This window comes from Methylobacterium sp. AMS5, from assembly GCF_001542815.1.
In the GTDB taxonomy this organism is placed as follows: Bacteria; Pseudomonadota; Alphaproteobacteria; order Rhizobiales; family Beijerinckiaceae; genus Methylobacterium.
Genome location: NZ_CP006992.1, coordinates 3,757,833 through 3,783,547, shown reverse-complemented (window position 1 = coordinate 3,783,547; position 25,715 = coordinate 3,757,833). Strand labels below are relative to the sequence as shown.

The 25,715-nt window shown below is 68.7% G+C and carries 20 protein-coding genes; 11 read left to right on the top strand and 9 right to left on the bottom strand.

Going from position 1 to position 25,715, the window contains the following annotated elements; genetic code table 11:
- The first annotated feature begins 616 nt into the window (after positions 1-616).
- The 5 genes from Y590_RS17035 to Y590_RS17015 all read left to right on the top strand — a co-directional run bounded on the left by Y590_RS17035 (position 617) and on the right by Y590_RS17015 (position 7,880).
- The gene (locus Y590_RS17035) at positions 617-1,738 is read left to right on the top strand and encodes an NAD(P)-dependent alcohol dehydrogenase (protein ID WP_060770889.1); all 1,122 of its coding nucleotides are present in this window, start codon (positions 617-619) and stop codon (positions 1,736-1,738) included.
- 441 nt (positions 1,739-2,179) lie between these two features.
- Positions 2,180-2,719, top strand: coding sequence for a TadE/TadG family type IV pilus assembly protein (locus Y590_RS17030; RefSeq protein ID WP_201026796.1), 540 nt, complete (start codon positions 2,180-2,182; stop codon positions 2,717-2,719).
- A complete protein-coding gene (locus tag Y590_RS17025; protein WP_060770888.1) occupies positions 2,716-3,324 on the top strand; it encodes a TadE/TadG family type IV pilus assembly protein in 609 nt (202 codons plus the stop codon). Before Y590_RS17030 ends, Y590_RS17025 begins: the two co-directional genes overlap by 4 nt.
- A gap of 278 nt (positions 3,325-3,602) precedes the next feature.
- Positions 3,603-5,024 (top strand): TadE/TadG family type IV pilus assembly protein, encoded by a 1,422-nt coding sequence (locus tag Y590_RS17020; RefSeq protein ID WP_083530891.1) that lies wholly within the window; start codon positions 3,603-3,605, stop codon positions 5,022-5,024.
- Positions 5,025-5,129: 105 nt separating this feature from the next.
- Entirely contained in the window at positions 5,130-7,880 is a 2,751-nt protein-coding gene (locus Y590_RS17015; RefSeq protein WP_060770887.1) for a hybrid sensor histidine kinase/response regulator, read from the top strand.
- A 114-nt stretch (positions 7,881-7,994) separates the two neighbouring features.
- Here Y590_RS17015 and Y590_RS17010 read toward each other — a convergent pair whose 3' ends face one another.
- Entirely contained in the window at positions 7,995-9,050 is a 1,056-nt protein-coding gene (locus tag Y590_RS17010) for an HD-GYP domain-containing protein (protein ID WP_060770886.1), read from the bottom strand.
- A gap of 218 nt (positions 9,051-9,268) precedes the next feature.
- Positions 9,269-10,129: a universal stress protein gene (locus Y590_RS17005; protein WP_060770885.1), complete on the bottom strand. Its 861-nt coding sequence runs from the start codon at positions 10,127-10,129 to the stop codon at positions 9,269-9,271.
- 345 nt (positions 10,130-10,474) lie between these two features.
- On the opposite strand from Y590_RS17005, the gene Y590_RS17000 reads away from it, so the two are divergent.
- The 3 genes from Y590_RS17000 (at position 10,475) to Y590_RS16990 (ending at position 13,908) form a co-directional block, all read left to right on the top strand.
- On the top strand, positions 10,475-12,022 hold the full coding sequence (locus Y590_RS17000; RefSeq protein ID WP_060770884.1) for a sensor histidine kinase: 1,548 nt from the start codon (positions 10,475-10,477) through the stop codon (positions 12,020-12,022).
- A 3-nt stretch (positions 12,023-12,025) separates the two neighbouring features.
- Complete coding sequence (gene fixJ, locus Y590_RS16995) at positions 12,026-12,634, top strand: response regulator FixJ (RefSeq protein WP_060770883.1); 609 nt, start codon at positions 12,026-12,028, stop codon at positions 12,632-12,634.
- A 584-nt stretch (positions 12,635-13,218) separates the two neighbouring features.
- Positions 13,219-13,908: a helix-turn-helix domain-containing protein gene (locus Y590_RS16990; protein ID WP_060770882.1), complete on the top strand. Its 690-nt coding sequence runs from the start codon at positions 13,219-13,221 to the stop codon at positions 13,906-13,908.
- 7 nt (positions 13,909-13,915) lie between these two features.
- On the opposite strand, the gene Y590_RS16985 is transcribed toward Y590_RS16990, so the two are convergent.
- Entirely contained in the window at positions 13,916-14,308 is a 393-nt protein-coding gene (locus Y590_RS16985; protein WP_060770881.1) for a helix-turn-helix domain-containing protein, read from the bottom strand.
- A gap of 316 nt (positions 14,309-14,624) precedes the next feature.
- Positions 14,625-15,485 carry a universal stress protein gene (locus tag Y590_RS16980; RefSeq protein WP_060770880.1) on the bottom strand — a complete coding sequence of 287 codons (861 nt, stop codon included), beginning with the start codon at positions 15,483-15,485 and terminating at the stop codon, positions 14,625-14,627.
- Positions 15,486-15,753: 268 nt separating this feature from the next.
- On the opposite strand from Y590_RS16980, the gene Y590_RS16975 reads away from it, so the two are divergent.
- A complete protein-coding gene (locus Y590_RS16975) occupies positions 15,754-15,978 on the top strand; it encodes a hypothetical protein (RefSeq protein WP_060770879.1) in 225 nt (74 codons plus the stop codon).
- A gap of 32 nt (positions 15,979-16,010) precedes the next feature.
- Complete coding sequence (locus Y590_RS16970; RefSeq protein ID WP_060770878.1) at positions 16,011-16,337, top strand: BON domain-containing protein; 327 nt, start codon at positions 16,011-16,013, stop codon at positions 16,335-16,337.
- Between the two features lie 30 nt (positions 16,338-16,367).
- Here the strand turns inward: Y590_RS16970 and Y590_RS16965 are convergent, their stop codons facing one another.
- From Y590_RS16965 to Y590_RS16945, 5 genes are all read right to left on the bottom strand, one after another.
- Positions 16,368-16,817: a host attachment protein gene (locus Y590_RS16965; protein ID WP_060770877.1), complete on the bottom strand. Its 450-nt coding sequence runs from the start codon at positions 16,815-16,817 to the stop codon at positions 16,368-16,370.
- 144 nt (positions 16,818-16,961) lie between these two features.
- The gene (locus Y590_RS16960) at positions 16,962-17,774 is read right to left on the bottom strand and encodes a universal stress protein (protein WP_060770876.1); all 813 of its coding nucleotides are present in this window, start codon (positions 17,772-17,774) and stop codon (positions 16,962-16,964) included.
- Positions 17,775-17,849: 75 nt separating this feature from the next.
- Positions 17,850-18,680 (bottom strand): Crp/Fnr family transcriptional regulator, encoded by an 831-nt coding sequence (locus Y590_RS16955; protein ID WP_286161763.1) that lies wholly within the window; start codon positions 18,678-18,680, stop codon positions 17,850-17,852.
- Between the two features lie 20 nt (positions 18,681-18,700).
- Complete coding sequence (locus Y590_RS16950; protein ID WP_060770874.1) at positions 18,701-19,177, bottom strand: Hsp20/alpha crystallin family protein; 477 nt, start codon at positions 19,175-19,177, stop codon at positions 18,701-18,703.
- 210 nt (positions 19,178-19,387) lie between these two features.
- Positions 19,388-20,320 (bottom strand): helix-turn-helix domain-containing protein, encoded by a 933-nt coding sequence (locus Y590_RS16945; RefSeq protein WP_060770873.1) that lies wholly within the window; start codon positions 20,318-20,320, stop codon positions 19,388-19,390.
- 681 nt (positions 20,321-21,001) lie between these two features.
- Between Y590_RS16945 and Y590_RS16940 the strand changes: the two genes are divergently transcribed.
- Positions 21,002-25,690 carry a flagellin hook IN motif-containing protein gene (locus Y590_RS16940; protein WP_060770872.1) on the top strand — a complete coding sequence of 1,563 codons (4,689 nt, stop codon included), beginning with the start codon at positions 21,002-21,004 and terminating at the stop codon, positions 25,688-25,690.
- Positions 25,691-25,715: the final 25 nt, after the last annotated feature.

Below are 25,715 nucleotides of genomic sequence, written 5' to 3'. Positions count from 1 at the left end.
CAAGGAGGCGGAGATCTCCGAGCAGAGCTCTGACCGCTGGCGCAAGGAGTTCGGCGGCCTCCAGAACGATCAGGCCAGGAAGATGAAGGACCTAGAACTACTTTGGCAAAGGGGTATTCTGACCTTAATGTACGCGACAAGCAGGAAAATAGTCCAAGCATTCTGCAATCTCAGGCGCTTCAAACCAGAGGATTCCGACGCCGTTTAAATCTACACGAAATTCCATCATGGCTCTTCAGGCAAGAATGCCAAAGTAGTGCTAGGACTGCGTAATCGAGGCGCGGGGGCGACTGAAAATAACCGTTTCCGATCAGCGGGGCACTTCTCCCGCACCTATGCCAATTGGCCTTGGATTCGTTGAATTATTGCTCTTCTGCCGGGCCCACCAGCTCCTTCGTGCGCCGAACGTATGTGCCAAGACGCGCAGCAGGGCCCGAATCCGACAGCGAGCGGCCGATGATCCGCACCGGGTCGATCCGGCGCCCCGCATCGCCTGTCGGCGGCCGAGTGGAAGACGTGCCGACACGCACAATCAGCCGTGGCGCGCGAAGACGATCGCACAACTTTCCGGCGTCTCGCGAGTTGAGGTTCGGGGGGCCCTGAATGGAGACAGGGCATGAACGGTCAGGCCGAAACCCGTATCACCGAGCGCAACCGAGCCCGCGCGGCGCGCATGAAGGCGGCGATCTTCGTCGAGCCGGGGCGCATCGTGCTGGATGAGAAGCCGGTCCCCGAGATCGGGCCGCTCGATGCTCTCATTCGCATCACCACGACGACGATCTGCGGCACCGACATCCACATCCTCAAGGGCGAGTACCCGGTCGCGCGCGGCCTGACGATCGGCCACGAGCCGGTCGGGATCATCGAGCGGCTCGGCAGCGCGGTCCAAGGGTTCCAAGAGGGCCAGCGGGTGGTGGCCGGCGCGATCACGCCGTCCGGGCACAGCGCCGCCTGCCTCTGCGGCTGCCTCTCGCAGGACGGTCCGGACACGAAGTACGGCTTCAAGCCCATGGGCGGCTGGCGTTTCGGCAACACCGTCGACGGCTCCCAGGCCGAATACCTCCTCGTGCCCGATGCCATGACGAACCTTGCCCTCGTTCCGGACGATCTGAACGACGAGCAGGTTCTCATGTGTCCCGACATCATGTCGACCGGCTTCTCCGGGGCGGAGAGCGGGGGCGTGCGGATCGGCGACACGGTCGCGGTCTTCGCCCAGGGGCCGATCGGTCTTTGCGCCACGGCCGGCGCGCGGCTGATGGGCGCCACGCGGATCATCGCCGTGGAATGCGTGCCCAAGCGCCAGCAGGTCGCCCGCAGCATGGGCGCGGACGAGATCGTGGATTTCTCCAAGGAGGATCCGGTCGATGCGATCATGCGGATCACCGACGGCCGGGGCGTCGACGTGGCGATCGAGGCGCTGGGGCGGCAATCGACCTTCGAGGCCGCCCTGCGCGTTCTGCGCCCGGGCGGAACGCTCGCCTCACTCGGCGTCTATTCGGAGGATCTGCGCATCCCGCTCGGCCCCTTCGTGGCGGGGCTCGGCAACCACACCATCATCACCACGCTCTGCCCCGGCGGGAAGGAGCGCATGCGCCGCCTGATGTCGGTCGTCGCCTCCGGCCGCATCGATGCCCGCGCGCTCGTCACGCACCGCTTCAGGCTGGAGGCGATCGAGGAGGCCTACGACCTCTTCGCGCACCAGCGCGATGGCGTCTTGAAGGTCGCGATCACGCCCTGATCCGCCGCTGCGTGGGGGCCGGTGAAGCCCGGCACCCAAGAACATGACACGCAGGAGATCGGTTCCCGAGGATCCGGGCGCGCAGCCGAGAGACCGCGCGCCCTCCCCGCCCGGAGCCGCGTCGGCTGGCGGCTGACAGACTCCTCAGGCCGTTTGACGGGCATTCTGGCGGTGAGCTGATTCCGCCTTTACCCCTCCTGTCACGCCTCAAGCGGAATGACCTCTTGGCGTGTCTGAAGCTGCATTGGTTTGCGCAATCGTCCTGCCCGCATTCACGGAGCGTAAACGCGTCCCGTCGTATCATTGTCAGACGAGCGTAATCTCTGCCTAAATGTTTCACGACGGTGTCGGGGCTGTACAGAGGCGGCATCAGCGAAGACGACGTTATTGAAACCCTCCTCCTCCGCCTCGCACAATCGACCCCACCAAGCGCCGGGCACACTGCAGTCGCGGTTCATCGGCGACGTGGGTGGTATCGCTGCGGTCGAGCTTTCGCTCGTGATCTTGCCGCTCTTCGTCCTGATGATGGTGATCGCGGAGGCTTCGCTCTTCGTTTTCGCCCAGCAGCAGTTCGATCTCTCGGTTCAGCGGGCGGCACGCCTGCTCCGCACGGGGACGTTCCAAGAGGAGGCGAACGGCGCCGACCCGGCGCAGTACCTGCGTGGTTTGCTCTGCGGCACGGGCATCCGGCTCTACCAATGCGATGAGATGCGGGTCGATCTCGTGCGGACCACCACCTTCGCCATCAAGCGGATCGCGCCAGCCTACGATGTCAGCCGCGGCGACTGGGCAGCCGGGTTCGGTACGCAGTTCACCTGTCCGTCGGGCGGCGGCATCCATGTCCTGCGTGCCGCCGTGCCGATCTTGCGCCCCTTCAGCTTTCTCGACTTCACCGGCCAGCGCATGCCCGGCGGCAAGCAACTCCTCACGGCGACGGCAATCTTCCGCACGGAGGATTATGCGGACAAGCCGTGTGCATGAGGTCGTGGAGGCACCTCTGGACAGGACGGCGCATCGCAGCGACCATGCATGCGTTCGGTCGGGCCGAAGGCGGTGTGAGCGCCATCGAATTTGCCTTCGTCGCGCCGGTCCTCGTGATTCTGTTCATTGCAACGATCGAGATTCCAAGGACGATCGCGACCAACAACCGTCTGGCCCAGGCCACGATCGCGATGGCCGACCTTGCCTCCAAGAACGATTACGCTGACATCAACGACGTGTTTGCGGCCGCTCAGGTCGTGGCCGCCCCCTACAGCTTGGCTGGAACCAGCATCGTGCTGACCGCGGGCGGCGTCTACAAGGTGGGCAACGACTTCGTGGCCAGGGTCTGCTCCAGTGTCCAACGGGGGGACAAGGCGCGCATCGTCGGTTCCGATATCGGGCCGCCGCCGGCGGGGACGGCCTCGAAAGGCGACCGCTTCGTCATGGCCGAAACGCGGCTGTCCTATCGACCGCTGTTTTCCTTCTTTCCGGTTCTCAACAGCTTGACCTTCACCGGCAAGGCCGCCTGGCCGGTGCGCGACGGGATCGCAACCAATGGACAGGCCGAGGTTGTCTTGCCGGGCGGAAAGCCATGTCCGCCTTAGTGCCTCACAAAGCTCCCGATCCCTGACCCTTCTCTCTCGGGCGATGACGGTGCAGCGGGAGTTTCGTGAGAGACACTTGATCCGGACCGCATCATCCGATCGCGTTGTCGGGCCGATCGGGAGAGTTCGCCTTCCGTGGCGACGAAGGAAAGGCTTCGTGTCGTGAAGGGTACGTAAACCGTACGAGCACTGCACCGTCCTTGTGCAATAGATCCCATTAACGCGGGAGAATTATCCCTTCGGGCAGGGACGCAGCCAGCAACAGGGCAACAGTCACGATGGCGGCGCGGGACGGAAACGGAGGATCGAAGCGCACGATCCGGTGGAGGCGGCCCTTCGCGCGCCTGTGCCGGCAGAGCGACGGCTCGGTCGCGGTGATCTTCGCGCTGGCGGGCTCCACCCTGATCGGCCTGGTCGGAGGGGCGATCGATTACGTGCGGTTCGCCTCCGCGCGCACCAATCTGCAAAGCGCGGTCGATGCCGGCGTGCTGGCTGGCGGCAACGCCCTCAAGCTGGTCGTGTCGAGCAGCGAATCCATCGTCGGCCTGACGACGCAGACGATCCAGGCCGAGGCGAGAGCCGGCGCCGATGCCCCGGTCTCCATCCAAGTCACTGTCGCCCCCGACAAGACGAGTGTCGAGGCGCGCGCCCAACAGGTCATCAAGCTCACGTTCGGGGGCTTCGTCGGCATGGCTTCGATCCCGATCGCGGCGCGCGCCCGGGCGAGCGTCGTGGGGCGGATGCGCCTGTGCATGCTGGCGCTCGATCCCGCCGCGGCGGGTGCGTTCAACCTGGAGCGCAATGCGCAGGTCACGGCCTACGATTGCGCCCTCTACTCGAACTCCGTAAGCCGTTCGGGAATGGTCGGTCGCGACGGCGCGCTCGCCCGGGCGCAGACGATCTGCTCCGCGGGAGGCTTCAAGGACGACCGGGCGAACTTCACGCCCAACCCGCAGACGAGCTGTCCCGTCATCGAGGACCCGCTCCGCAACCGGCCGGCCCCGCCGGTCGGGAGTTGCGTCAACTTTCCTGAGACCCTCCGTCTTGCCGATCTGCTGACCGGCAAGAGCAAGGGCAGCAACGTCATCGCGGAGCCGCTCACCCTCGATCCCGGCACCTATTGCGGCGGCTTGCACATCACGAAGAATGCCGTCGTCACGCTGCGGCCCGGCATCTACGTCATGAAGGACGGCCCGCTCATCGTCGACAAGAATGCGACGATGACGGGCAAGGATGTCGGCTTCTACTTCGTCGGAAACAACAGCGGCCTTCTCTTCGACAAGAAGACGACCGTCGATCTGTCGGCGCCGACGACGGGTGCGATGGCGGGCCTCCTGATGGCGGAGGACCCCTCCGTTACCCTGTCGATCGATCCGGTGCAGGCCGTCGACATGCTTCTCGGCGACATCATCAGGCCGACGCCCCCGCCGCTCGGCACGAGCAAGCCGATGCGGACCTACCGCATCATCAGCGACAACACCCGCACCATGCTCGGGACCATCTACCTGCCGGCCGGCCGCCTCGTGATCGATTCGCAGCGGCCCGTGGCGGATCTCTCCGCCTATACCGTCGTCGTGGCCCAGCAGATCAATCTCTACGAGGGCCCGAACCTCTATCTCAACGCGGACTACAACCGTTCGAGCGTCCCGATCCCCAAGGGGGTCGGCCCGATCTCGGGGCGGCTCGTCATCAGCCAATAGAGCATCGTCTTCGATCGAGTATCCAAGACGACGCTCTCGCCATCGCGATCCGTGCCGGAGCACCGATCCGCCCCGTCGCGAGACCTTTGCTGCGAGACATAGCCCGTGCGCGCGCCTCTCTCGAACCCGATCCGCTCGCTGTCCGGGCGGCTGGCCCTGGCGGTGGCCAGCGCCGTCGCCATCGCCCTGCTCCTCCTGACCGGTCTGTCGACCTGGCGCGAGGTCGAGCGCTACGCGGCGGCCAAGCGGGATCTTCTTCGGATGACGGCGCAGATCCTGGCCGCGAGCGCCGCGCAGGCGACCGCCCGGGGCGACGAGGCGGCGGCGCAGAGCACCCTGCGGGCGATCGCCCACGGGGAGGCCCTGGTCTACGCGTCGGTCGAGCGGGCCGACGGGGACATCCTCGCCGAGCAGGGCATCGGATTGCGCCTCTCGAACGACATCGATCTCGATCAGGGCTCCGTCTCGCCGCTCGATCTCGTGACGACGCGGACACTGCGCGTCTCGGTTCCGATCCTGGAGAACGCCCGCCCCATCGGCCGCGTCGTCCTGGTCTCGGATAACCGCGATTTGGCCGAGCGCGTCACGGAAGTCGGCCTCACGGCGGGGCTCGCCGGATTGCTCGCCCTGGCGCTCGGGCTTGCCGTCTCGATGGGTCTGCAGCGCAGCGTCACCCGGCCGCTGGCGGCGCTCGCCCGGACCATGGATGGAGTGCGCCTCGGCCACGACTATTCCCGGCGCGCGGAGGCCGGCAGCGGCGAGGTCGGCGCGCTGGCCGAGAGCTTCAACGACCTCTTGCGGGCCGTGAACGAGCGCGACCGGGCGATCGCGCGCTACAATGCGGGCCTGGAAGAAGAGATCCGGCTGCGGACCCACGACCTGATCGAGGCCAAGCAATCGGCCGACGAGGCCAACGCGGCCAAGTCCGTCTTCCTCGCAACGATGAGCCACGAGATCCGCACGCCGATGAACGGCATGCTGGTGATGGCGGAACTGCTGGCCTCGGCCGACCTGCCGCCGCGCCAGCAGCGCTACGCCAAGGTCATCGCCCGCTCCGGCCAATCCCTGCTCGCCATCATCAACGACATCCTCGATTTCGCGAAGGTGGAGGCCGGCCGCCTCGAGGTGGAGCGGATCCCCCTGAGCCCGCGCGACGTCGCCGACACGGTCGTCACCCTGTTTGCCGAACGCGCCCGGTCGGCGGGGCTCGACCTCGCGGCGCAAATCGACGGCGACGTGCCGCGCTCCCTCCTCGGTGATCCCGTGCGCCTCGGGCAGGTGCTCGGCAACTTCGTCTCGAACGCGCTCAAGTTCACCGCCACCGGCCATGTCCTGGTGCGGATGGACATGGAGCGGGACGCGTCCGGTCCGGTCCTGCGCCTCGCCGTGTCCGACACCGGCATCGGCATCCCGCAGGACCGGCTGTCGGGGATCTTCACCGCCTTCACCCAGGCCGACCAGTCGATCGCGCGCCGCTTCGGCGGCACCGGGCTCGGGCTGTCGATCGCCGAGCGCCTGATCGTCGCCATGGGCGGCCGCGTCGGCGTCGAGAGCCGCCTCGGCGAGGGCTCGACGTTCTGGGCGCGCATCCCTGTCGAGGGCGCGGAGGGCGCCGAGCCCGCCCTCCGCCGCGCACCCGCTCTGCCCGCCGCTTTCCGCCTCGGCGCGCTCGGCGGTGCGACGCGCGCCGCGCTCACGGCCGATCTTCAGGCCGCGGGCTTCCATCCCGCCGAATCCGGGGAGGGTCACTGGATCGTCGAGGCGGCGGAGCTTCTGGCGAGCGGTCGCCGCCCGGAGGGTGCGGGCCGGGTCATCGCCCTGGTGCCGATCGGCGACACCTCCGGGCCCGAACTCATGCGAGCGGGCCTCGCCGACGCCGTGCTGCGCCGGCCCCTCGCCCAGGCCGAGTGGCGCCCGCTGCTGGCCGCCCTCGCCGAAGGCACGGCCCTCGCCTTCGAGGCCCCGGCAGCCGACGAGAGCGCTGCTTCCGCCCTGCCCTCCTTTGCCGGCGCGCGGGTGCTGCTCGCCGACGACAGCGCCGTCAACCGCGAGGTTGCGGCCGAAGCGCTCGGCCGCTTCGGCGTCCACGACATCGTCTGCGTCGAGGATGGTGGGGCCGCGGTGGAGGCGGCCGCCGCGCATCGCTTCGATCTCGTCCTGATGGATGGCAGCATGCCGGTGCTGGACGGGTTCAGCGCCGCCGTCGCCATCCGCGCCCGGGAGGCGCGGGACGGGGCGGACCGCGTGCCGATCGTGGCCCTGACCGCGCATGTCGTCGGCGACGGCGCCGAATCCTGGCAGGCGGCGGGGATGGACGGCATGCTCGCCAAGCCGTTCACGCTGGCGCAGCTCGGCGGCCTGCTGGCGCAGCATCTGCAGGCCGCGCCCCTCCGCGACCTGGCGGAGATCGTGACGTCGGAGGCGCCGGCGCCGCGGATTTCGGACGATGTGCTGCTCGACGAGCAGACGATCGCCAATTTGGAAGAACTCGGCGACCGCGACTTCCTCGCGCGCATCCTCCGCCTCTACATCGCCCAGGCGCCTCGGGCGCTCCTGGAGTTCGAAGGCGCCCTCGCCCGCGGCGATGCCCCGGCCGTGTCCCGCGCCGCGCACGGCCTCAAGTCGATGAGCGCCAATATCGGCGCGGTGCAGGTGAAGGATCGCGCGGGCGCCATCGAGCGCACGGCACGCGACGGCGACCTGACCCGCCTCGCCGACGCGGCGTCCGGCCTGGACGGCCTGCTGACCCGCACCGTCAGCGCGCTCCACCGCCGTCTCGACGTGCCCACCGGGAGCACCGAGGGCGAACAGAGCGAGATGGCTCACGCGATCGGCGGGCGGCGCGAAGCCGGCTGAGGGTCGGATGAGCCTGTGACGAACAAGGTGTCACGCCGATGCCGTGTCCGGTCCCTGTCGGGCCGAGCAGGCTCGCCGAGCCGCTCTGACGCTTCGGTCGCGCGAAAAGCCGTATCAGGCGGCCGCGGATGCGGTGTCGCGGCCGAGATCGAGGAAGGTCTGGACGTCGGCCCAGCGGCTCAGGAACGCCTCGACGATGGCCGGGTCGAAGTGGGAGCCGGCGTTCTCCTGCAGAAAGGCCCGCGCCCGCTCCGGTGACCAAGCCTGCTTGTAGGGACGCTGGGTCGTCAGCGCGTCGAAGACGTCGGCCACCGCGACGATGCGGCCGGACAGGGGGATGGCCTCGCCCTTCAGGCGATACGGGTAGCCGGTCCCGTCCCAGCGCTCGTGGTGGCTTCCCGCGATCTCGGCGGCGAGCCGCATGACGGGCGAATCGCTTCCGCCCAGGATGCGCCGTCCCCGGTCGGCGTGCTGCTCCATCTCCCGGCGCTCCTCGGGGGTGAGGGCGCCCGGCTTGAGCAGGATCGCGTCCGGCACGGCGATCTTGCCGACGTCGTGCATGGTCGCGGCCAGACAGAGCTGACGGGCATCGGATGCGGGCATCCGCATCGCCTCGGCGATCAGCCCGACATAGGCGGAGACGCGGGCGATGTGATCGCCGGTGTCGGAATCGCGGTGCTCGGCGGCGCGCATGAGGGTCGAGACGATCTGGCGCTCGCGCTCCTCGACCAGGGCCACCGCCGCCGCCACCTCGCGGGCGAGCTGCGCGGCATGGTCGCGCTGCGCCCGGTGGGCCGCGGAGAGGGCGAGCAGGTTCGTGACGCGGGCACGGATCTCGACCGCGTCGGCGGGTTTCGTGAGGAAGTCGGTCGCTCCCGCCTCCAGCGCCTCGCGGCGCAGGCTCCGCTGGTCGTGGCTCGTCACCATGATCGTGGGGACGTTGGTGAGGCCGGGAAGGCGCCGCACCGCCCGGATGAATTCGACGCCGTTCATGCCCGGCATCTCGTAGTCGGTGATGACGACCCCGATCTCGGACGCCCGCATCGCCGCGAAGGCGAGCGCCTCGGCCGGCACGGTGAAGGCCTGCGGCGTGCAACCGGCGAGCGGCCGCAACGAGGCGACCATCACCAGGTTGTTCATCTCGGCATCGTCGAGGACGAGAGCGAGCATCGAGCTTTGTCCCAGTCCTGTCGGCACCCCGCGCCCAGCCGGGCGCTTCGACGGCAACCCTATGGTGGACGGGCCCACTAACAGCCCCGTCCGTTTCTGAAAGGTGAAGCCGGCTCCGGTCGTCCGCCGATGCGGTCACCGCCGCGTGCGTGAGCGTTAGCGAAAGCTTGGTGGAACGCCAGAAATCGGCGCCGGTTGGGGCCCGGTCGAAGAGGTCCTCAGCGGGACAGGAACAGCGGAACGGGGCAGCTTCGCAGCAGCGAGCGCGTCACACCGCCGAAGAAGAACTGGCGCGTGCGGGAATGGCGGTAGGCGCCCATCACGATCAGGTCGGCCCGGAACAGACCGGCTTGGCTCCGCAGGGTGTCGCCGATGGAGCCGGAGACGGGCAGGTTGTTGACGGTGACGTTCACCCCGTGCCGCGCGAGGTGCGGCGCGAACTCGGCCCCGGGCACCGAATCGCGGATATCCGCCGCGTCGCCGATCGAGACGATCTCGACCGCCTCGGCCGCCCGCAGGAACGGCATCGCGTCGTTGGCGGCCCGCGCCGCCTGGGCGCTTCCGTCCCAAGAGACGATGATCCGGCGGCCGGAAAAGCCCGTGTGCCCCGGCGGCACCGCGATGACCGGGCGACCGCTCTTGAACAGGGTCGTCTCGATCGCCTCGCGGTCGAGGTCGCAGGTCCAGACCTCGGCATCCAGAATCGCCAGATCGTGCAGCCGTGCCTGTTCCGCCAGCCGCTGGATGATGGCCGGATAGTGCAGGCTCGGCGTCTCGGTCGTGCACACGACGCCCGCCTGCGCCGCATCACCCGCGGTGCGGTCCGCGATGGCGCGGGCCAGCCGATCGAGGCGCCGGTCGATATCCGCGACGCTGCCGTCGTCGAAACCGCTGATCCAGCGATTGTCGCCCGAGAGCCGCCAGGCCGCCGATTGGAGCGTGAGGTGGGCACCTGCGTCCCTGGCCAGTGACAGGCCGTAGCCGATGGCCGGCGAATCCCTGTCGCTTTCGTTCTCGACGGCAATCCCGACGAGGACGTCGCGGATGCCGGTGAGCGCGGATGAGGCAGGGTGGGACATGGCAGGACTCCGGTCTGAACCGCTCCATCGTTGGAGCGGCGGGCGCCCGACGGCCTTGATTCAACGCAAAGGATTTTTCCTCTGGGATCAAACGGGGGATACCACCATCGTCGGTGGTGCCATTCCAGAGGCGGGAGGTTGTATGAAGCCGTCTCGACGTTGAGGAACCAGCGAATTCATTTCTCGTTGTGACTATCAATGCAGGTACAAATTGCGGTACGCTTAGGGAATAGATTAAAATCTTCCGGTGCGAGTTGATTGATTGGCTCGTGATTTATCAAATGACATAATTCAATTTGAATTTATTCAAAAACTATCACAGAATCCTACGCAGAGAATTCCGGGATGGAATCGATGACGCTTTCCATGGCCGCGGCTGAAGCGATTCAGGTGGGCGGTGAAGCGCTGACGGCCGAGGACTTCCGGGAGACCCTCCACGAGGTCGGTGTCTGCATCTGGTCGCTGGACATTCCCACCGGCCGTGTCACCGCTTCGCAGACCTGCGGCTGCCTCTTCGGCATTCCATCCGAACGACTGACGAGCTTTGCCGCGACCCAGGATCTGGTCCACCCGGACGACCGCCAAGCCCGCGCTCACGCCATCGAGAGCGTGCTGCGGGACGGCGGCAGTTACGAGATCGAATACCGTGTCGTGCCGCCGAATGGGCGGGGTGGCTGGTTGCGCTCGCGGGGGCAGGTGCATCTCGACGCCGAGGGCTGGCCCCACCGGCACCGCGGGGTCGTCTTCAGCATCGAAGAGCAGAAGCAGGTGGAGGCGGAGCTGCGCGCTCGCGAGGCCCATCTCCGCTCGATCCTCGACACGATGCCGGAGGCGATGGTGGTCCTCGACGAGGCGGGGCTGATCCACTCGCTCAACCCGGCGGCCGAACGCCTCTTCGGCTACGCGGCCGGCGAGGCGATCGGGCAGGACGTCCGCATCCTGATGCCGGAGCCGATGCCGGATGGACATGCTGCCGACCTCAAGCGCTATCGGCGGACGCGCCAGCGCCACATCATCGGCACCACGCGGTGCGTGACGGGGCGACGGCATGACGGCTCGACCTTTCCGATGGAGCTGGCCATCGGCGAGATGCATTCGGGCGAGCGGACCTTCTTCACCGGCTTCATCAACGACCTCACCGCGCAACGGCGGACCGAGGCGCGGCTTCAGGAACTCCAGTCCGAGCTGGGGCATGTCTCCCGCCTGAGCGCCATGGGCGAGATGGCGACGACCCTGGCCCACGAGCTGAATCAGCCGCTCGGCGCCATCACCAACTACACCAACGGCTGCCGCCGCCTCCTCGCCCATCCCGACCCCGAGACCATCGCCAGGGCACAGGAGGTTCTCGACAAGGCGGCCGAGCAGGCGTTGCGGGCCCGGCAGATCATCGCCCGCCTGCGGGAATTCGTCGCCCGTGGCGAGACGGAGAAGCGGGTCGAGCCGGTCGCGACGATGATCGAGGAGGCCGGCGCCCTGACCCTGGCGGCGGCCGGCGAGCAGGGCATCACGGCCCACGTCGTGCCGGATCCGCAGGTCGGATCGGTGCTGGTCGACCGGGTTCAGGTGCAGCAGGTACTGGTCAACCTGATGCGTAACGCCTGCGAGGCGATGCAGCGCAGCAGCCGGCGCGAGCTGACCGTCGCGACGCGGCGGGTTTCGCCGGATTTGGCCGAGGTCGCGGTGTCGGATACCGGCCCCGGTATCGCCGAGGAGGTGGCCGACCGGCTGTTCCAGCCCTTCATCACCACCAAGGATGCCGGGATGGGCGTCGGACTCTCGATCTGCCGCACCATCATCGAGGCGCATGGCGGCCGCCTCTGGGTCGGGTCCAACGCCGCGGGCGGGGCGACCTTCCGGCTGACGCTGCCGACCGCACCCGAGAGAGGGCGGTAGCCCATGGCCCCTGCCCTCGTGCATGTCGTGGACGACGACCCCGCCATGCGCGACTCGGTCGCGTTCCTCCTCGACACGGCCGGCTTCGACGTGCGGCTCTACGAGGCGGGAACGGCCTTGCTGGCGCGACTCACGCAGCCGCTCCGGGGGTGCATCCTGACCGATATCCGCATGCCCGGCCTCGACGGGTTGGCACTGTTCCGCTCCCTCCGCTCGGCCGGTCACACGCTTCCTATCGTGATGATGACGGGGCACGGGGACGTGCCGCTCGCGGTGGAGGCGATGAAGCTTGGGGCGTGCGACTTCATCGAGAAGCCGTTCGATGGCGAGGCGCTCCTGCGGGCGCTGCAGGCCGCCCTGGAGCAGGGTGGGCATAACGGCTCGGCCGATCCGATCCTGCAGGACTTCATGCGGCGGTTGGCGACCTTGAGCGAGCGCGAGCGCCAGGTTCTCGATCATCTGGTGACCGGGGGCACCAGCAAGGAGATCGGGCGAAGGCTCCGGATCAGCCCGCGAACCGTCGAGATCTACCGGGCCAAGGTCATGGCCAAGACGCGGGCGGGAAGCCTGCAGGAACTGGTGCGCTGGGCCGTGCTCGCCGGCTTCGTGTGAGGCGGGCTCGCGGTCGATCACGGGATGGCCGCGTTGCCGCCTTCCTGATCCTCCCGAGACGGCCATCCGAATGCGGGCCCGCGCCGCCGGGATGTCGCGGATCGAGACACCGGTTGCCCTCGACGGGATCGCGGGTTGGCTCGCCGATGGCGGGAGCGGCCCGCCGCCCTGCATCCAGGGGCGAGAGAGACAGCCCGCCGCGGGATTTTGCGGGCGCGGCGGCTTGCGCGGATCGGCCCAGGGCGCAACGTGAGGGGACACGGCGTGCGCCTTCCCTTCTCCGGCTGATGCAGAGGCTGACAGCCCGTACGCGTTACGGCGTTGATCTTGCGCAATCGACCTCGCATGATACATGGAATTGCGGTCCGTCCCTGATTCGTGGGACGCCCACTGACGGCAGATGGGACCGGCAGGATCCCAGGCCTGATCCGTGCCCATGCGCGCAACCGCTGGCGAGGCGGCGAGACGATATGCATCCCTAAGTAGTTGTCCTTAAGCAGAACTACTTAAGAGAGTATCCGGAATTTCGTCGGCGCCTTGGCGCGACCACTCTCACCTCATCGAGACGGATGAGGAGCGAACCGATGGGCACGAAGCCGCCGCCGAGATCCGTTCCGGTCGCTCCGGGTGCGCGCACGCCGCGCATGAGCATCCACGAATGCGGCCTCTTCGCCGATTGCCCCGATCTCGTCGGCACACCGTTCTCCTACGCCCGCGAGGAGGAGGTCTACGGCGAGGGCGAGGACGCCGAGTTCGTCTACCGGGTCGTCGAGGGGGCGGTGCGCTCCCACAAGATCCTGAGCGATGGCCGGCGCCAGATCACCGGCTTCCACTTGGCGGGCAACCTGTTCGGGTTCGAGCAGGGCGACACCCACTGGCACACGGCGGAGGCGCTCTCGGACACCCGGGTGCTGATTTTCCAGCGGCGGCAGATCGAGCGGGCCGCCACCCGCAGCGCCGAGGTCGCCTGCCAGCTCTGGGGCATGGCGACGACCAGTTTGCGCGACGCCCAGGATCTCATGCTCCTGCTCGGTCGCCGTTCCGCCCAGGAGCGCGTCGCCGCCTTTCTCATCGAGGTCGACGGGCGGTTCGGCGGCACCGGGACGCTCGCCCTGCCGATGACCCGGCGCGATATCGCCGACTATCTCGGCCTCACCATCGAGACCGTCTCGCGCACCTTCTCGCAACTCGAGGAGAACGGGGCGCTGCGGCGCTCCGGGAGTCGGCAGATCACGCTTCACCGCTCCCGCCTCCGCCATGTGATCGAGAATTGAGACGGCCTCATGCCCGGTTTTCGTGTCCGGCCGCCGCCCGGCCGCGTGATCCGTGGTCCGCGCGCCTGATGGCGTGGTCCCGGAAGAAGCGCGACAGGCTGCTCTCGCTGATCGGAATCCCGCGCCCGGCCAGGACGGCGCGCAGTTCCGTCAGGAGGAGCGCCGGCCTTTCCTCGTAGACGGCCAGGATCGCCTCGGCATGCGCCTTGATCGTGTGCGGGCGCCGGTCGCCGCCGCGCGGTTTGGGCGTAAGGCTGCTGGTCTCGCGCGCCTGCCGGCACCAGCGGCTCGCGCTCGCCACGCTCACCCCGAAGCGCGCGGCCGCCGCGTACAGGGATGCGCCGTCCGCCACCGCCGCGACGACGCGCTCGCGCAGAGCGACCGACAGGGCCGCGATCATCGCGCGTCTCCGGCAACCGGGCGTGCCCGTTTCCGGCCGCTCTCCCCTGGAAGGCCGGGGCTTCCCGCTCGATCCGAGGCTCCGGAGCGTGTGGCAGCGCCCTCCCCGGCCCAGCCGAGCGAGGATCTCCGATGCGAGCATCGGCCCGGACCTGATATCCGCGACAACACTGTCGATGGCGCTCCCGTCGCCGGCGATGCGGAGGACATCTGCGGGTACGCCGTCATTCGGGAGACCTTTCCCATCGTCCCGCGCGTCCTCGTCACGGCCGCATCGGCGAGGACGCGTCGCCACGTCTCGAACACCGGTTCGGCGATCAATGGGCGAGGAACAGCGGCACCGGAGAGCGTGTCAGGAGCGCGTGCGTGACACCGCCGAGGAGCCATTCCTTCAGGCGTGAATGCCGGTAGGCGCCCATCACCAGCATCTCCGCCCCGAGAAGGCCGGCCTGCCGTCTCAGCGTCTCTGCGGCGTCGCCGTCGACCGGTACGTTCGTCACCGAGACGTCGACACCGTGGCGGGCGAGGTGCGGGGCGAATTCGGCGCCCGCGACCGAGGTCGAGAGATCCTTCTCGCCGACGACGGAGACGATCTCGACCGCCTCGGCCGCCCGCAGGAACGGCAGCGCGTCGTTGGCGGCTCTTGCGGCCTGGGCGCTGCCGTCCCAGGCGATGACGATCCGCCGTGCCGAGAACGTCTCGCAACCCGGCGGCACCACGAGGAGCGGCCGCCCGCTCCCGAACAGGACTCCGTCGATCAGGTCGCGATCGAGGTCGACCTCCCGCGCTTCGGCGTCCAGGATGGTGAGGTCCGCGAGCCGGGCGCGGGCGGTCAGGCGGCCGACGAGTTCGGGATAGGCGAGCGCCGGAGCCTCGATCGAGCAGGTCACACCCTCGAGCGTGGCATCCGTCGCGGCGCGTTCGGCGATGGCGCGGGCGCGGGCGCTCAACCGCCGGTTCTCCTGCGCGACGAGATCGTTGACGAACCCCCAGCCCGACCCGCCGACCATGGTCAGGCGGCGGGCCGCCGACTGGACGGTGAGATGGGCGCCGGCCATCCCCGCGAGCGACAGGCCGATGCCGAGTGCGCTCGCGGCCTCGTCCCCACGGCCCTCCTCGGTCAGGCCGACGAGGATGTCGCGGATGCCCGTGAGGGCGACGGGCGGCGGCTTCGGCATGGTCTGCTCCGGTGGCGAACACCGCCCGGAGAGTGACGGAGCGACCCGCATCCGCCTTGATCCAGCGCAAGAACCCCGGGGCGATCCCGTCGGGGCAGATCCGGTTCCGGCTCTCCGGGCGACGCGCACGCCTTGCAGGCCCCCGCTCGGCCAATTCTCCCGCGAGGCGATGATGACGGGTTCGACTGCGGTCGCCTTGAGGTGAATCAAGGCGTCGTGCCGCCGGCGCGGCAGGATGGCGACCGTCGGACGAAGACGGGAGCGAGCGATGAGTGTGGTGCTTCGATCCATCGAAATCGAGACGGTGCGCTACGTGCGGGCGCCGGCCGGGCCGGTGCCGCGCGGCGAGACGGCGGCCGGAACCGGCAGGCCGGCGACCGCGGGCGTCGTCAGGGACATCGCCCGCTACCGGACCATCGGCAGCCTGCAGGCGCTGAGCTTGGCCGCCACCGCCTCGGTGGTGACGATCGCGCTGTTCTGGCTGGCCTTCTGAACGCCTGAAACCTTGAAGCGAGGAGGCGGGAGATGGACGACATCACCGTGCGCCGACACGTGCTTGCGGCGCTGGGACTCGCACCCATGATCGATGCGGCGCAGATCGGCGTCACCGTTGAGAGCGGTGTCGTGACGCTTCGCGGGCATGTGCGCAACTGCGCCGAGAAGGGGATCGCCGGGCGGGTCACGCTGCGGGTTCGCGGCGTCCGCGCCATGGTCGAGCAGATCGAGGTCCGCTACCCGGACAAGTCCCGCAGCGGCGAGGCGACGCCGCCCGACCACCACACGTGGTGCGAGTCGGCAGCCTGGTCGGCTCCCGGCCTGTCCGCCGTCGAGGATCGGCTGACATCCGCCTGATCGGACCCTGCGATCGAAGGGACGGCCGCGTCACGCATCGGTGAGGCGGCGCCCGATCTCTTCGATCGAGAGCTTGGTCAGATCCTTGTCGATCTCGGCGATGACGACGCGCTTGAGGCGCTCGGATAGCGCTTGCCGCAACGATGCGAGCGTGCGCGGCGGGGCGACGACGATCAGGGCGGGGATCGCGTCGGCGATGCGGTCCAGCGCGGCCGCGACCTCTTCCGCGAAGCGCGCCTCGGCGATCGCGTGCCAATCCGTCTGTTCGATGGCGCTGCGGCGCTCCCCCTGCCGGACGCGGGGCGGCCGGTCCGTGCCCTGCTCGCGCGTCGGCGGGTTGGGGGGCGCCTCGAAGAGATGCTGCACGCGAAGGGCGAGGTGCAGCGCATGGCCCTCGTTGCGCAGCACCAGGGCCCGGCGGCCGTCGCCGACGACGACGTATCCCCCGTGGGGAATCTTGAGGTTGGAAGACTCGGTCATCGGGCGGCTCCGGGCGGGCGGCTCTGGGCCGGATGCGGCTTTTAGAGCCGTATCCGACCCCATTGCATCAGGCCGGCGTCTCTAGCTCTTTGTTTTGACGCGCATTCTTTCGGCGAACCGATGTCCACTTCGTCGGAATGCGCCCTAGTGGCTCAGCAGGCAGCAGACGGGTGCGCCGGCCAGGAGATCGCGGGTGACGCCGCCGAAGACCCATTCGCGCAGGCGGCCATGGCCGTAGGCGCCCATGACGATCAGGTCCGCGGCCTGCTCGGCGGCTGCGTCCACCAGGGCCAGGGAGGTCGCGCTGCCGCCGGTCGCCTTGCGGATCGCGGTGGCCTCGATGTCATGAGCCTGCAGGAACCCGACGACGTCGGCCGTGTCGTCCGCGCGCTCTCCGTCGTCGATCGAGACCACGACGACGCGGGAGGCCCGCGTCAGGAACGGCAGCGCGTCCCTGACCGCACGGCGGGCTTCGCGGGTGTTCTTCCACCCGACCGCAACCCGTCGGACGTCGAGGTGGTCGAGGTCGGGCGGCACCACCAGGACCGGGCGGCCGAGATGCATGACGAGATCGCCCGGATCGACCGAGCACAGCGGCGGGCCGGATGCGGGCTTGCGGCCGACCACGACGAGATCGGCTGCCGCGGCCTGCCCGATCAGGAACGGCAGCGGGAAGTCGAGATTCGAGCGCCACTCGATGCGGCTGCGGGTGCCCGCCGCCTCCTCGAAGACGGCATGGGCCCGCTTGAGATCGTTCAGGATGAGTTCGCTGTTGGCGGCCAGCGCGTAGGCGCTCGCCGGTACAGGGCCGATGGGCGGGACGGCATAGGAGGCCTCTTCCGCCGCGACGCCGATCAGCCGGGCGCGGAAGTCGTCGGCGAGATGGCCGGCGAGGCGCACGCGGTCGCGCGCCTCCGTCCCGAGATCGACGGCCACCATGATGCTGGCATAGGTCATGAGAGAGTTCCTGCCGGACGAGGGTGACGGGCGGGAGCGCGGCATCGTGCCGAGCGTGATTCGGAGCAAGCGCGGTCAGGTTCGCGACTCGTGTCCGAAATCCCTGCTCGATCCGGTCCAGGGAACCGGGTCGCGCCGTATCCCCGCGCTGTGCTCCGGCTTGGCCCGCGCGGCGTGATCGGGGAGGTGCAGGTAGCCGGGGTCGAAGCCTGCGAAGGCGATGAGCGGGGCGGGCTGGGGAATGGCCGCCGCGCCGCGGTTCAGGGTGATCAGGCGCGCGGCCTGGAGGGCATGCAGCACCCGGCTGACATGCACGGTGGAGAGTGCGGCGATGTCGGCGATGACCGCCTGCCGGACGCCGCTCGCGAAGCACTCCTCTAGGTCCCTGCCGGCGGCCTGCATGTCCCGGCCGGCGGCCTGCGACCGCGCCCACACCTCGCAGATGAGGTGGGCGATCCGCCGCTCCGCCTCCCGGCCGGCATTGATCAGCCATTGCTGCCCGATGCCGAGTTCGACGAGCGTCAGCCACCACAGCGCCCGCTCGATGCCGGGATGGCTCCGGATCAGGCTGTCGATCGTGCCGGACGGGATGTCGGCGACGGTGCAGGGGGAGAGCGTTTCGATGGCGCCCGGCAACGGGTCCGCCGCGCCGCGGTCCACGGTGCAGAGGTCGCCGGGAAAGTACAGGGCGAGGATCCGGCGCGTGCCGTCGGATAGCATCGCGGTGCGGCAGGCGACGCCGTGCACGATCAGGTGCGCGCCCCCCGCCTTCTGCCCGTCGCGGATGTCGGCCCGGGCCGGTACCAGCCGTTCCTGCGGTGCGAGGGCGAGGAGTGCCCGGCGCTCCGCCTCGCCGAGCAGGGCGGCCTCGTCCAGCCGCCGGACGAGCCACGTCAGTGGGGTCATCGACTGCATCCGAGCCGTCCTCAAGGCGACTTGATGTCGATGCGCTTGGATTCCGGCCGCGTCAGCGCCGCCTTGGGCAGCGTCACCGTCAGGATCCCCTTGTCCATGCTCGCCTGAATGTCCTCGGCCTTGATGCCGGCAGGCAGTTCCAGGGCGCGCACGAAGGCGCCGTAGGCGCGCTCCGTGACCTTGCGGGCGCCTTCGGTCTCCTCCCGCTCCTGCCGCTTCTCGCCGCTGATGACGAGGGTGTCGTCGGCCAGTTCGATCCGGACGTCGTCACGCGCGAGCCCGGGCAATTCGGCGGTGATTTCGACCCGACCATCCTTCTCGACGACATCCATGCGCGGCGCGGCGCCGCCCTGGAAGAACGGAAGGCCGAAGCGCAGATCGCCGAACATCTGCTCCGCCACGCGCTGCAGGGGCGGCGCCGCGGCGCCCGCGTCGGTCGAGGGCGCGTGGGTGTGGCGACCGAGGGTGAGGAGCGATTTGAGATTCATGGATCATCTCCCGTCATGCGGCTGGTCGGCCGTTCGGGAGAGACTGCCGTCCGGGCGCAGGCTCGGCGTTGAGATGGATCAAGCGGAAGGCGGCCATGTTGGTGGCCGGCTCACCCCTGTCGTCGAGAACATCCCCCGGAGCCGGCCGTCACCCGTCGGAGCCTCCCTCGGACCGCCCGGCCTTGACGCCGACGCATCACCGACGGGATCTCACGCCGCGAGTTCCTTGAGCCACGATTGGAGAACCGGCTGCGCCTCGGCCGTCCGGCCCCAGACGCTGGAACCGATCTCGGTCTCCCGCGGCAGGAAGCCGAACCGGCGCTTGAAGGCGCGGCTGAAGGTCTTCTCGTCGGCAAAGCCCGTGGCATAGGCGACCGTGGAGACCCGCGGGCGCCCCGCGGGGCCGGCCTGCGTCAGCATCTTCATCGCCCGCAGCAGGCGCCGTTCGCGGATGAAGCGCTGCACGCCGCCCTCCGAGGCGAATTGCCGGTAGAGGGTCGCGCGGGAGAGGCCGAATTGGTGCGCGAGCGTCTCGGCATCGAGGCCCGGCGAGGCCAGTTCCTTCTCGATGTATTGGCGGATCGTGATGCTGAGCTGCACTTCGCTCGCAGGCCGGTCCGCCACCTGCCCGCGCAGGCAGGCGCTGCCGAGCATCGCCACGGCTTGGCTCACATGCGGAAGCTGGTGGACCTCGAGAACATCGACGCAGTCCACGAGTTCGCGCACGCAGGTAAAGAACAGACGGCTGATGCGATCCGTCGCGTAATCGAAGGCGCGGCCGTGCAGCGTCTCGAGATTCGGCACCTTCTCGGCGACGAGGGCGCGCGGGAGGAGGAGATTGGTCGCGTGGACCGGCTCGGCGACCACGGTCGCCGGCTGGGCGAGGTCGAACAGGACGCAGGTGTTCCGGGCGACATCGGTTTCGCCCCAAGCCACTTCGACCCGGCTGGTTCCGGAATGGTAGAACTGAAGCAACAGATGATCGAGGCCCTGTTGCGCCACCATGCGCGGCGTCCGCTCCAGGATCTGGGCTGGCGCCCGAACCTCGCCGACGAGCAGATCACCGAGATGATAGTTGTCCATCGTGATCGGACCGGACAACAGGCGCCCGCTCGGCAGGGTGGCCTGGAAGAGCGGTGACATGGCCCCCATCCAGGCTTCGCGCAAGGCGACAGGATCCGTCGGCGGATCGAAGCAGCTTCGAAGTATCCTCGACATGTCCGGGCAGTCTCTGAGAAAGGGAGTTGCGGCTCGTCACCGCACTAAATTTTTGCCGGCCGCACGTTCGGCTCATTATTGAAATGAGCGCCGATACACATACTGAAGGCAGATCTGCCTCGCGAACGCCGTAATTAAATACGGCATTGCGGTCTAAAATGCATCAATAATCGGTGCTTGCTGGTTTCCGGATCATTTCAGTCGCCTTTATCCAATCATTCATCGAATACCGCCTGTCCCGAAGTTGGACAATCGGGCCGCCGTGTCAAATTTTGCGACGATCTCGGATGCTCCGGTTTCCGGCTCGGCCCGCTTGCCGGAGCATCCCCCGCCGCCCTTTGCCCCCGCCGCCCTTTGGATGTGCAAGAGCGCGTCACAGCCGGCAAATGCCGGATGGCGGCGCCGATGCCGCATTTGAGACGAAATGCGACCTTTTAGATATACTTTGATGCACAATATAGTTTTGAGACTAAACGCTACCATCGTGAGATTTTATGAGACGTAATCGGCGGTATCTGGCAAAAATACTTAGATCCTCATCAATCGCGCCGGGCGCTTCATCCCCTCACCGCCGACACGTCGGCTCCCTGAGGATCGCGTCGCCCCATGTCTTCCAGCATCACGCTCTCGGCCGCGACGCGGCAGAACCTGCTCTCGCTCCAGGACACCGCGAGCCTGCTCGCGACGACCCAGAGCCGGCTCTCGACCGGCAAGAAGGTCAACTCGGCCCTCGACAACCCGATCAACTTCTTCACCGCCACCAATCTGAGCGGGCGCTCGACCGAGCTGTCGTCCCTGCTCGACGGCATCTCGAACGGCGTCCAGACGATCCAGGCGGCCAATACCGGCCTGTCCAAGCTCCAGAGCCTCACCAGCCAGCTCAAATCGACGGCGCAGCAGGCGCTCGCCGCCACCAACGCCTTCACCTCGAAGGCCGCCTCGGTCTCGACGGCGCTGTCGGGCGCGAGCGCCGCCAACCTGCTCTCCACCGGCCCGACCGCGGCGCTCTCCGACAAGGCGGTCGGCACCCTGGTGGACGGCAAGCCCGCCGCGGCGGTGGCGGCCAAGGTGACCGGCAGCGTCGATTACAAGCCGACCGCCGCGCCGTCGACGATGCGCGGGACCAGCTTCACCGCCACGACGCCGACGGCGGCCAAGGCGACGGCGGCGTCCGCGTTCAGCGCACCGGGCAACGCGGTCGCGGGGACGGTGACCGGAGGCAGCGCCTTCGCCTCGGCCGGTTTCGGCAGCGATACGAAGCTGGCCATCAAGGCCGGCACCGGCTCGACCGAGCGGACCATCACGGTCGATCTCAATCAGAACATGACCGCCGACCAGGCGGTCGAGGAGATCAAGACCCAAATCGACACGTTCAATGCCGACCCGGCCAATCAGAACAACCGCTCGACGGTCGCGGTCTCGCTCGACCGTGACGGCAAGCTCGCCTTCACAGGCGACACCAACGGCGACCAGATCCGGGTCTCGGCCAGCGGCACGGGCGCGGCCGGCACCGGCTTCGGAGCCACGGCGGCGGTCTCGACCGACAACGTCGCGGCCCAGACCCAGAAGCTGACGATCGGCACCCGCGAGATCACGATCTCGGGCGGCCGGGCGGGGGCTGATGCGGCCGATGTGAGGAAGGCGGTGCTCAAGGCCATCAACGACGCCAATGCGGGCCCCACGCCCACCGGCGTCTTCGCGAGCTTCGAGTCGGACGGCGGCACCGGACAGCGGCTGGTGCTCAGCGGCAAGGCGGACGGCACGAACTTCACCGTGACGGGCAGCCCCGGCAACACCCTCGGCTTCGGCTCGACCGCGCTCACCACGGCGAACGGCGCGCCGGCGGCGACCCAGACGCTGACGATCAACGGCACCCTGATCACCATTCCGGGCGGCGGCGACATCGACGCGGCGGTCACGGCGATCAACAATCAGAAGGGCACGACCGGCGTCTCCGCGGCCAAGGATCCGGCCGACGCCACCCGCCTCCTCCTCACCGGCAAAGTGGACGGCTCCGCCTTCACCGTCGCCTCCTCGAATCCCGTCTCCAGCGGCTTCTCGGCGACGCCGACGACGACGAGTCTCGCCGCCACGGTGAGCGGCGTCTTCACCCCGGACGGCACCCCCGCTACGACGACGGCCGGCGGTGCCTTCCAGGCCCCCGCCGGCGCGGTGGCCGGGACGCTGACGGCGGCCTACAGCCCTCCAACCGCGGGCGGCACGCGCCTCACGGTCACCTCGGGGGCGGGCGGCAACGGAAACACCTTCACCGTCGATCTCGCGGCCGGCGACTCGAAGGAGACCGCGGCCCGGAAGTTCAACGACGCGTTCGGCACCAGCGGCATGAAGGCCGCGGTGAGCGGCAGCAACCTTGTCTTCACCGGCAAGAGCAACGGTGACGCCCTGAGCATCACCAGCGGCGTCGCGCTGGCCGGCTTCACCAATTCGGTGAGTGCAGGCAATGCCCAGCAGGCGCAAAGCGGCACCGTCACGGGCGGCACCTACGCGGCGCCCGGAGCGGGCGGCGCGAAGCTGACGATCAAGTCGGGAACGGACAGCCCGATCACCGTCGAACTCGCGCAGGGCGATGCGATCGGCACGGCCTTGACCAAGATTCGAGATGAGCTCGACCAGAACAGCGGTATCTCGGTCGCGCTCAACGCCGGCGGCACTGCGCTCGTCTTCACCGGCAAGACCGACGGCTCCGCCCTGACCGTGTCCAGCACCGGCCCCGATGCGGGCTTCACCGGCGGGACCGGCACGACGTCCACCGACCAGACCGCGAGCTCGAAGGGCACGGTCGGTGTCACCTACACGGCACCTGGCACCGGCGGCACGCGTATCGTCATCTCGGAGGCGTCCGGAGCGAACAGCACGACGCCGATCTCCTTCGACATCCCGGCAGGGATGACCGCCGGTGACCTCGAGACGGCCCTCACGACGCGTCTGGGCGGTACCGGCATCACGGTCGCGAACAACAACGGCACCCTGACCTTCACCGGCAGCACGAACAACGTTGCCCTGACGGTCAAAGCCACCGCGGAAGCCGGCGGCTTCGTCAATGCGGGGCAGGCCTCGACCGGGGAACGGACCGCTGTGGCCGGCACCCTCAGCGCCACCGCCCCCTACGCGGCTCCCGCCGTCGGCTCCGGCGGCGCGAAGCTGACGATCACGTCGGGCTCGGGCGCCACCGCGACAACCTACTCTGTCGATCTCACGTCGACAGAGACGTCGGCCACGCTCGCCGCCGGGAAGATCCAGGCGGAACTCGATAAAAACGGAACAAGCGGCATCACGGTCAGTGGCGCCAGCGGGACGCTCGTGTTCACCGGCAAGGCCGACGGCTCCGCGCTGAACGTTGCCAGCACCAGCCCCGGCGGCGGCTTCACCGCCACGCCGTTGCTCTCGACCGGTCAGAAGGCCGCCGACAGCCAGACGATCACGATCAAGGGGGCGACCGGCGGCGACCAGCAGATCACGATCCGCGGGGGCGCGGCCGGGGACAGCGACGCCAAGATTCTGGCGGGCGCCCTGGCGGCGATCAACGACAAGTCCGGCACGACCGGCGTGACCGCCTCGGCCTCGGCGGACGGCAGGATCGTGCTCAAGGGCGCGGCGACCGGCGCCGGCTTCACGGTGACGGGCGGCCCCAACAGCACGGCGGGCTTCGGGACCAGCACGGTGACCGCGGACAACGGCAAGGCTTCCGCCGCGCAGACGCTGACGGTCAACGGCACCCCGATCGACATCGCGGCCGGCGACGACCAGGCGGCCGCCATCACCGCCATCAACGCCAAGAGTTCGACCACCGGCGTCAGCGCCGCCGTCGATCCCGACAACGCGGGCAAGATCAAGCTCACCGGCAAGGCGGATGGCTCCGCCTTCACCGTGCAGTCGAGCAATGCCGCCTCCAGCGGCTTCTCGGGTATCACCGAGCGGGTCAACAACAACCAGGGCGCCGCGCAATCCGTGACGGTGAACGGCACGGAGATCGCCATCGCGGCCTCGGCCACGCTCGACGAGGCGATGGCCGCCATCAACGCCAAGAGTTCGATCACCGGCGTCACCGCGGGCAAGGACGGCAACAGGCTCACCTTCACGGGGGGCGCCGACGGCCATTCGTTCACGATCAAGGGCTCGGAGTTCAACACGCTCGGGCTCGCGAGCACGGAAGCCTCGGTCGCCGGCATCTCCGATCCGGGCCAGACCTCGCTGATCTCGACCCTCGGCTTCCAGGGCGGCGACAGCTTCTCGGTCAACGGCCAGACCGTGAACCTGACGGCGACGGACACGATCGGCTCGCTCGTGCAGAAGGTCGGGGCGGCGACCAACGGCGCGGTGACCGCGAGCTACGACGCGGCGACCAACAAGTTCAGCTTCACCGCCGCCGATTCACGGACCGCGGTGCAACTCGGGGACGGCTCGACCGCCACCTCGAAGGTGTCGAACCTCGGCTTCACCGCGACGGACTTCGCGGCGGGTGCCGGCGCGCCATCCTCGCAGAGCGCGCTGGCCGGCAAGTCGATCACCGTCCAGGTCGGCAGCGGGACGAGCATCAACACGGCCACCATCACCTTCGGGACCGCGCCGGGCCAGATCTCGACGCTGGCCCAGCTCAACGAGGCGCTCGCCCCGGCCAACGCCCAGGCCACCATCGACTCGCTGACGGGCAAGATCTCGATCACCACCTCGAACGACGTCGGTGCCCAGAACCTGTCGATCCTCGCGAGTGGCACCGGCAACCCGTTCACCACCGGCACCGCCACGGCCAATCTCGGCGGCGACGGCCTCAACGCCCGCAACAACCTCGTGCAGACCTACAACGACCTGCTCAAGCAGATGGACCAGCTCGCCTCGGATGCCGGGTTCAACGGCGTGAACCTCCTGTCCGGCGACAACCTCACGATCAACTTCAACGAGAAGGGCTCGTCCTCGCTCAAGGTCCAGGGCAGCGCCACCAACGCGGCCAGCCTCGGCCTCTCGGCGGTGGGCCAGACCAACTTCCAGGAGAGCAGCGCCATCAAGAAGATCGTCGATCAGATCAACAGCGCCAGCAGCCAGCTCCAGTCGCGCGCGGCCGCGCTCGGCTCGAACCTCGCGGTGGTGCAGAACCGGCAGGACTTCACCAAGCAGATCATCACCGTCCTCGATACGGGGGCTGCCAACCTGACCAGCGCCGACCTCAACGAGGAGGCGGCCAACTCCCAGGCGCTCTCGACCCGCAACTCGCTGGCGATCTCGGCGCTGTCGCTGGCCAACCAGTCGCAGCAGGGCATCCTGCAGCTCCTGCGGTAAGGCGATCCGCGCCGAAGTTCGGCTC

What these genes read in the sequence shown, in the direction of transcription:
- fixJ (WP_060770883.1), top strand. Translation starts at nt 12,026, where the DNA reads ATGGCCCCTGCCCTCGTGCATGTCGTGGACGACGACCCCGCCATGCGC.
- Y590_RS16990 (WP_060770882.1), top strand. Translation starts at nt 13,219, where the DNA reads ATGGGCACGAAGCCGCCGCCGAGATCCGTTCCGGTCGCTCCGGGTGCG.
- Y590_RS17005 (WP_060770885.1), bottom strand. Translation starts at nt 10,129, where the DNA reads ATGTCCCACCCTGCCTCATCCGCGCTCACCGGCATCCGCGACGTCCTC.
- Y590_RS16955 (WP_286161763.1), bottom strand. Translation starts at nt 18,680, where the DNA reads ATGACCCCACTGACGTGGCTCGTCCGGCGGCTGGACGAGGCCGCCCTG.
- Y590_RS17010 (WP_060770886.1), bottom strand. Translation starts at nt 9,050, where the DNA reads ATGCTCGCTCTCGTCCTCGACGATGCCGAGATGAACAACCTGGTGATG.
- Y590_RS16950 (WP_060770874.1), bottom strand. Translation starts at nt 19,177, where the DNA reads ATGAATCTCAAATCGCTCCTCACCCTCGGTCGCCACACCCACGCGCCC.
- Y590_RS16960 (WP_060770876.1), bottom strand. Translation starts at nt 17,774, where the DNA reads ATGACCTATGCCAGCATCATGGTGGCCGTCGATCTCGGGACGGAGGCG.
- Y590_RS16940 (WP_060770872.1), top strand. Translation starts at nt 21,002, where the DNA reads ATGTCTTCCAGCATCACGCTCTCGGCCGCGACGCGGCAGAACCTGCTC.
- Y590_RS16980 (WP_060770880.1), bottom strand. Translation starts at nt 15,485, where the DNA reads ATGCCGAAGCCGCCGCCCGTCGCCCTCACGGGCATCCGCGACATCCTC.
- Y590_RS17000 (WP_060770884.1), top strand. Translation starts at nt 10,475, where the DNA reads ATGGAATCGATGACGCTTTCCATGGCCGCGGCTGAAGCGATTCAGGTG.
- Y590_RS17025 (WP_060770888.1), top strand. Translation starts at nt 2,716, where the DNA reads ATGAGGTCGTGGAGGCACCTCTGGACAGGACGGCGCATCGCAGCGACC.
- Y590_RS16975 (WP_060770879.1), top strand. Translation starts at nt 15,754, where the DNA reads ATGAGTGTGGTGCTTCGATCCATCGAAATCGAGACGGTGCGCTACGTG.
- Y590_RS17020 (WP_083530891.1), top strand. Translation starts at nt 3,603, where the DNA reads ATGGCGGCGCGGGACGGAAACGGAGGATCGAAGCGCACGATCCGGTGG.
- Y590_RS16970 (WP_060770878.1), top strand. Translation starts at nt 16,011, where the DNA reads ATGGACGACATCACCGTGCGCCGACACGTGCTTGCGGCGCTGGGACTC.
- Y590_RS16965 (WP_060770877.1), bottom strand. Translation starts at nt 16,817, where the DNA reads ATGACCGAGTCTTCCAACCTCAAGATTCCCCACGGGGGATACGTCGTC.
- Y590_RS16945 (WP_060770873.1), bottom strand. Translation starts at nt 20,320, where the DNA reads ATGTCACCGCTCTTCCAGGCCACCCTGCCGAGCGGGCGCCTGTTGTCC.
- Y590_RS16985 (WP_060770881.1), bottom strand. Translation starts at nt 14,308, where the DNA reads ATGATCGCGGCCCTGTCGGTCGCTCTGCGCGAGCGCGTCGTCGCGGCG.
- Y590_RS17035 (WP_060770889.1), top strand. Translation starts at nt 617, where the DNA reads ATGAACGGTCAGGCCGAAACCCGTATCACCGAGCGCAACCGAGCCCGC.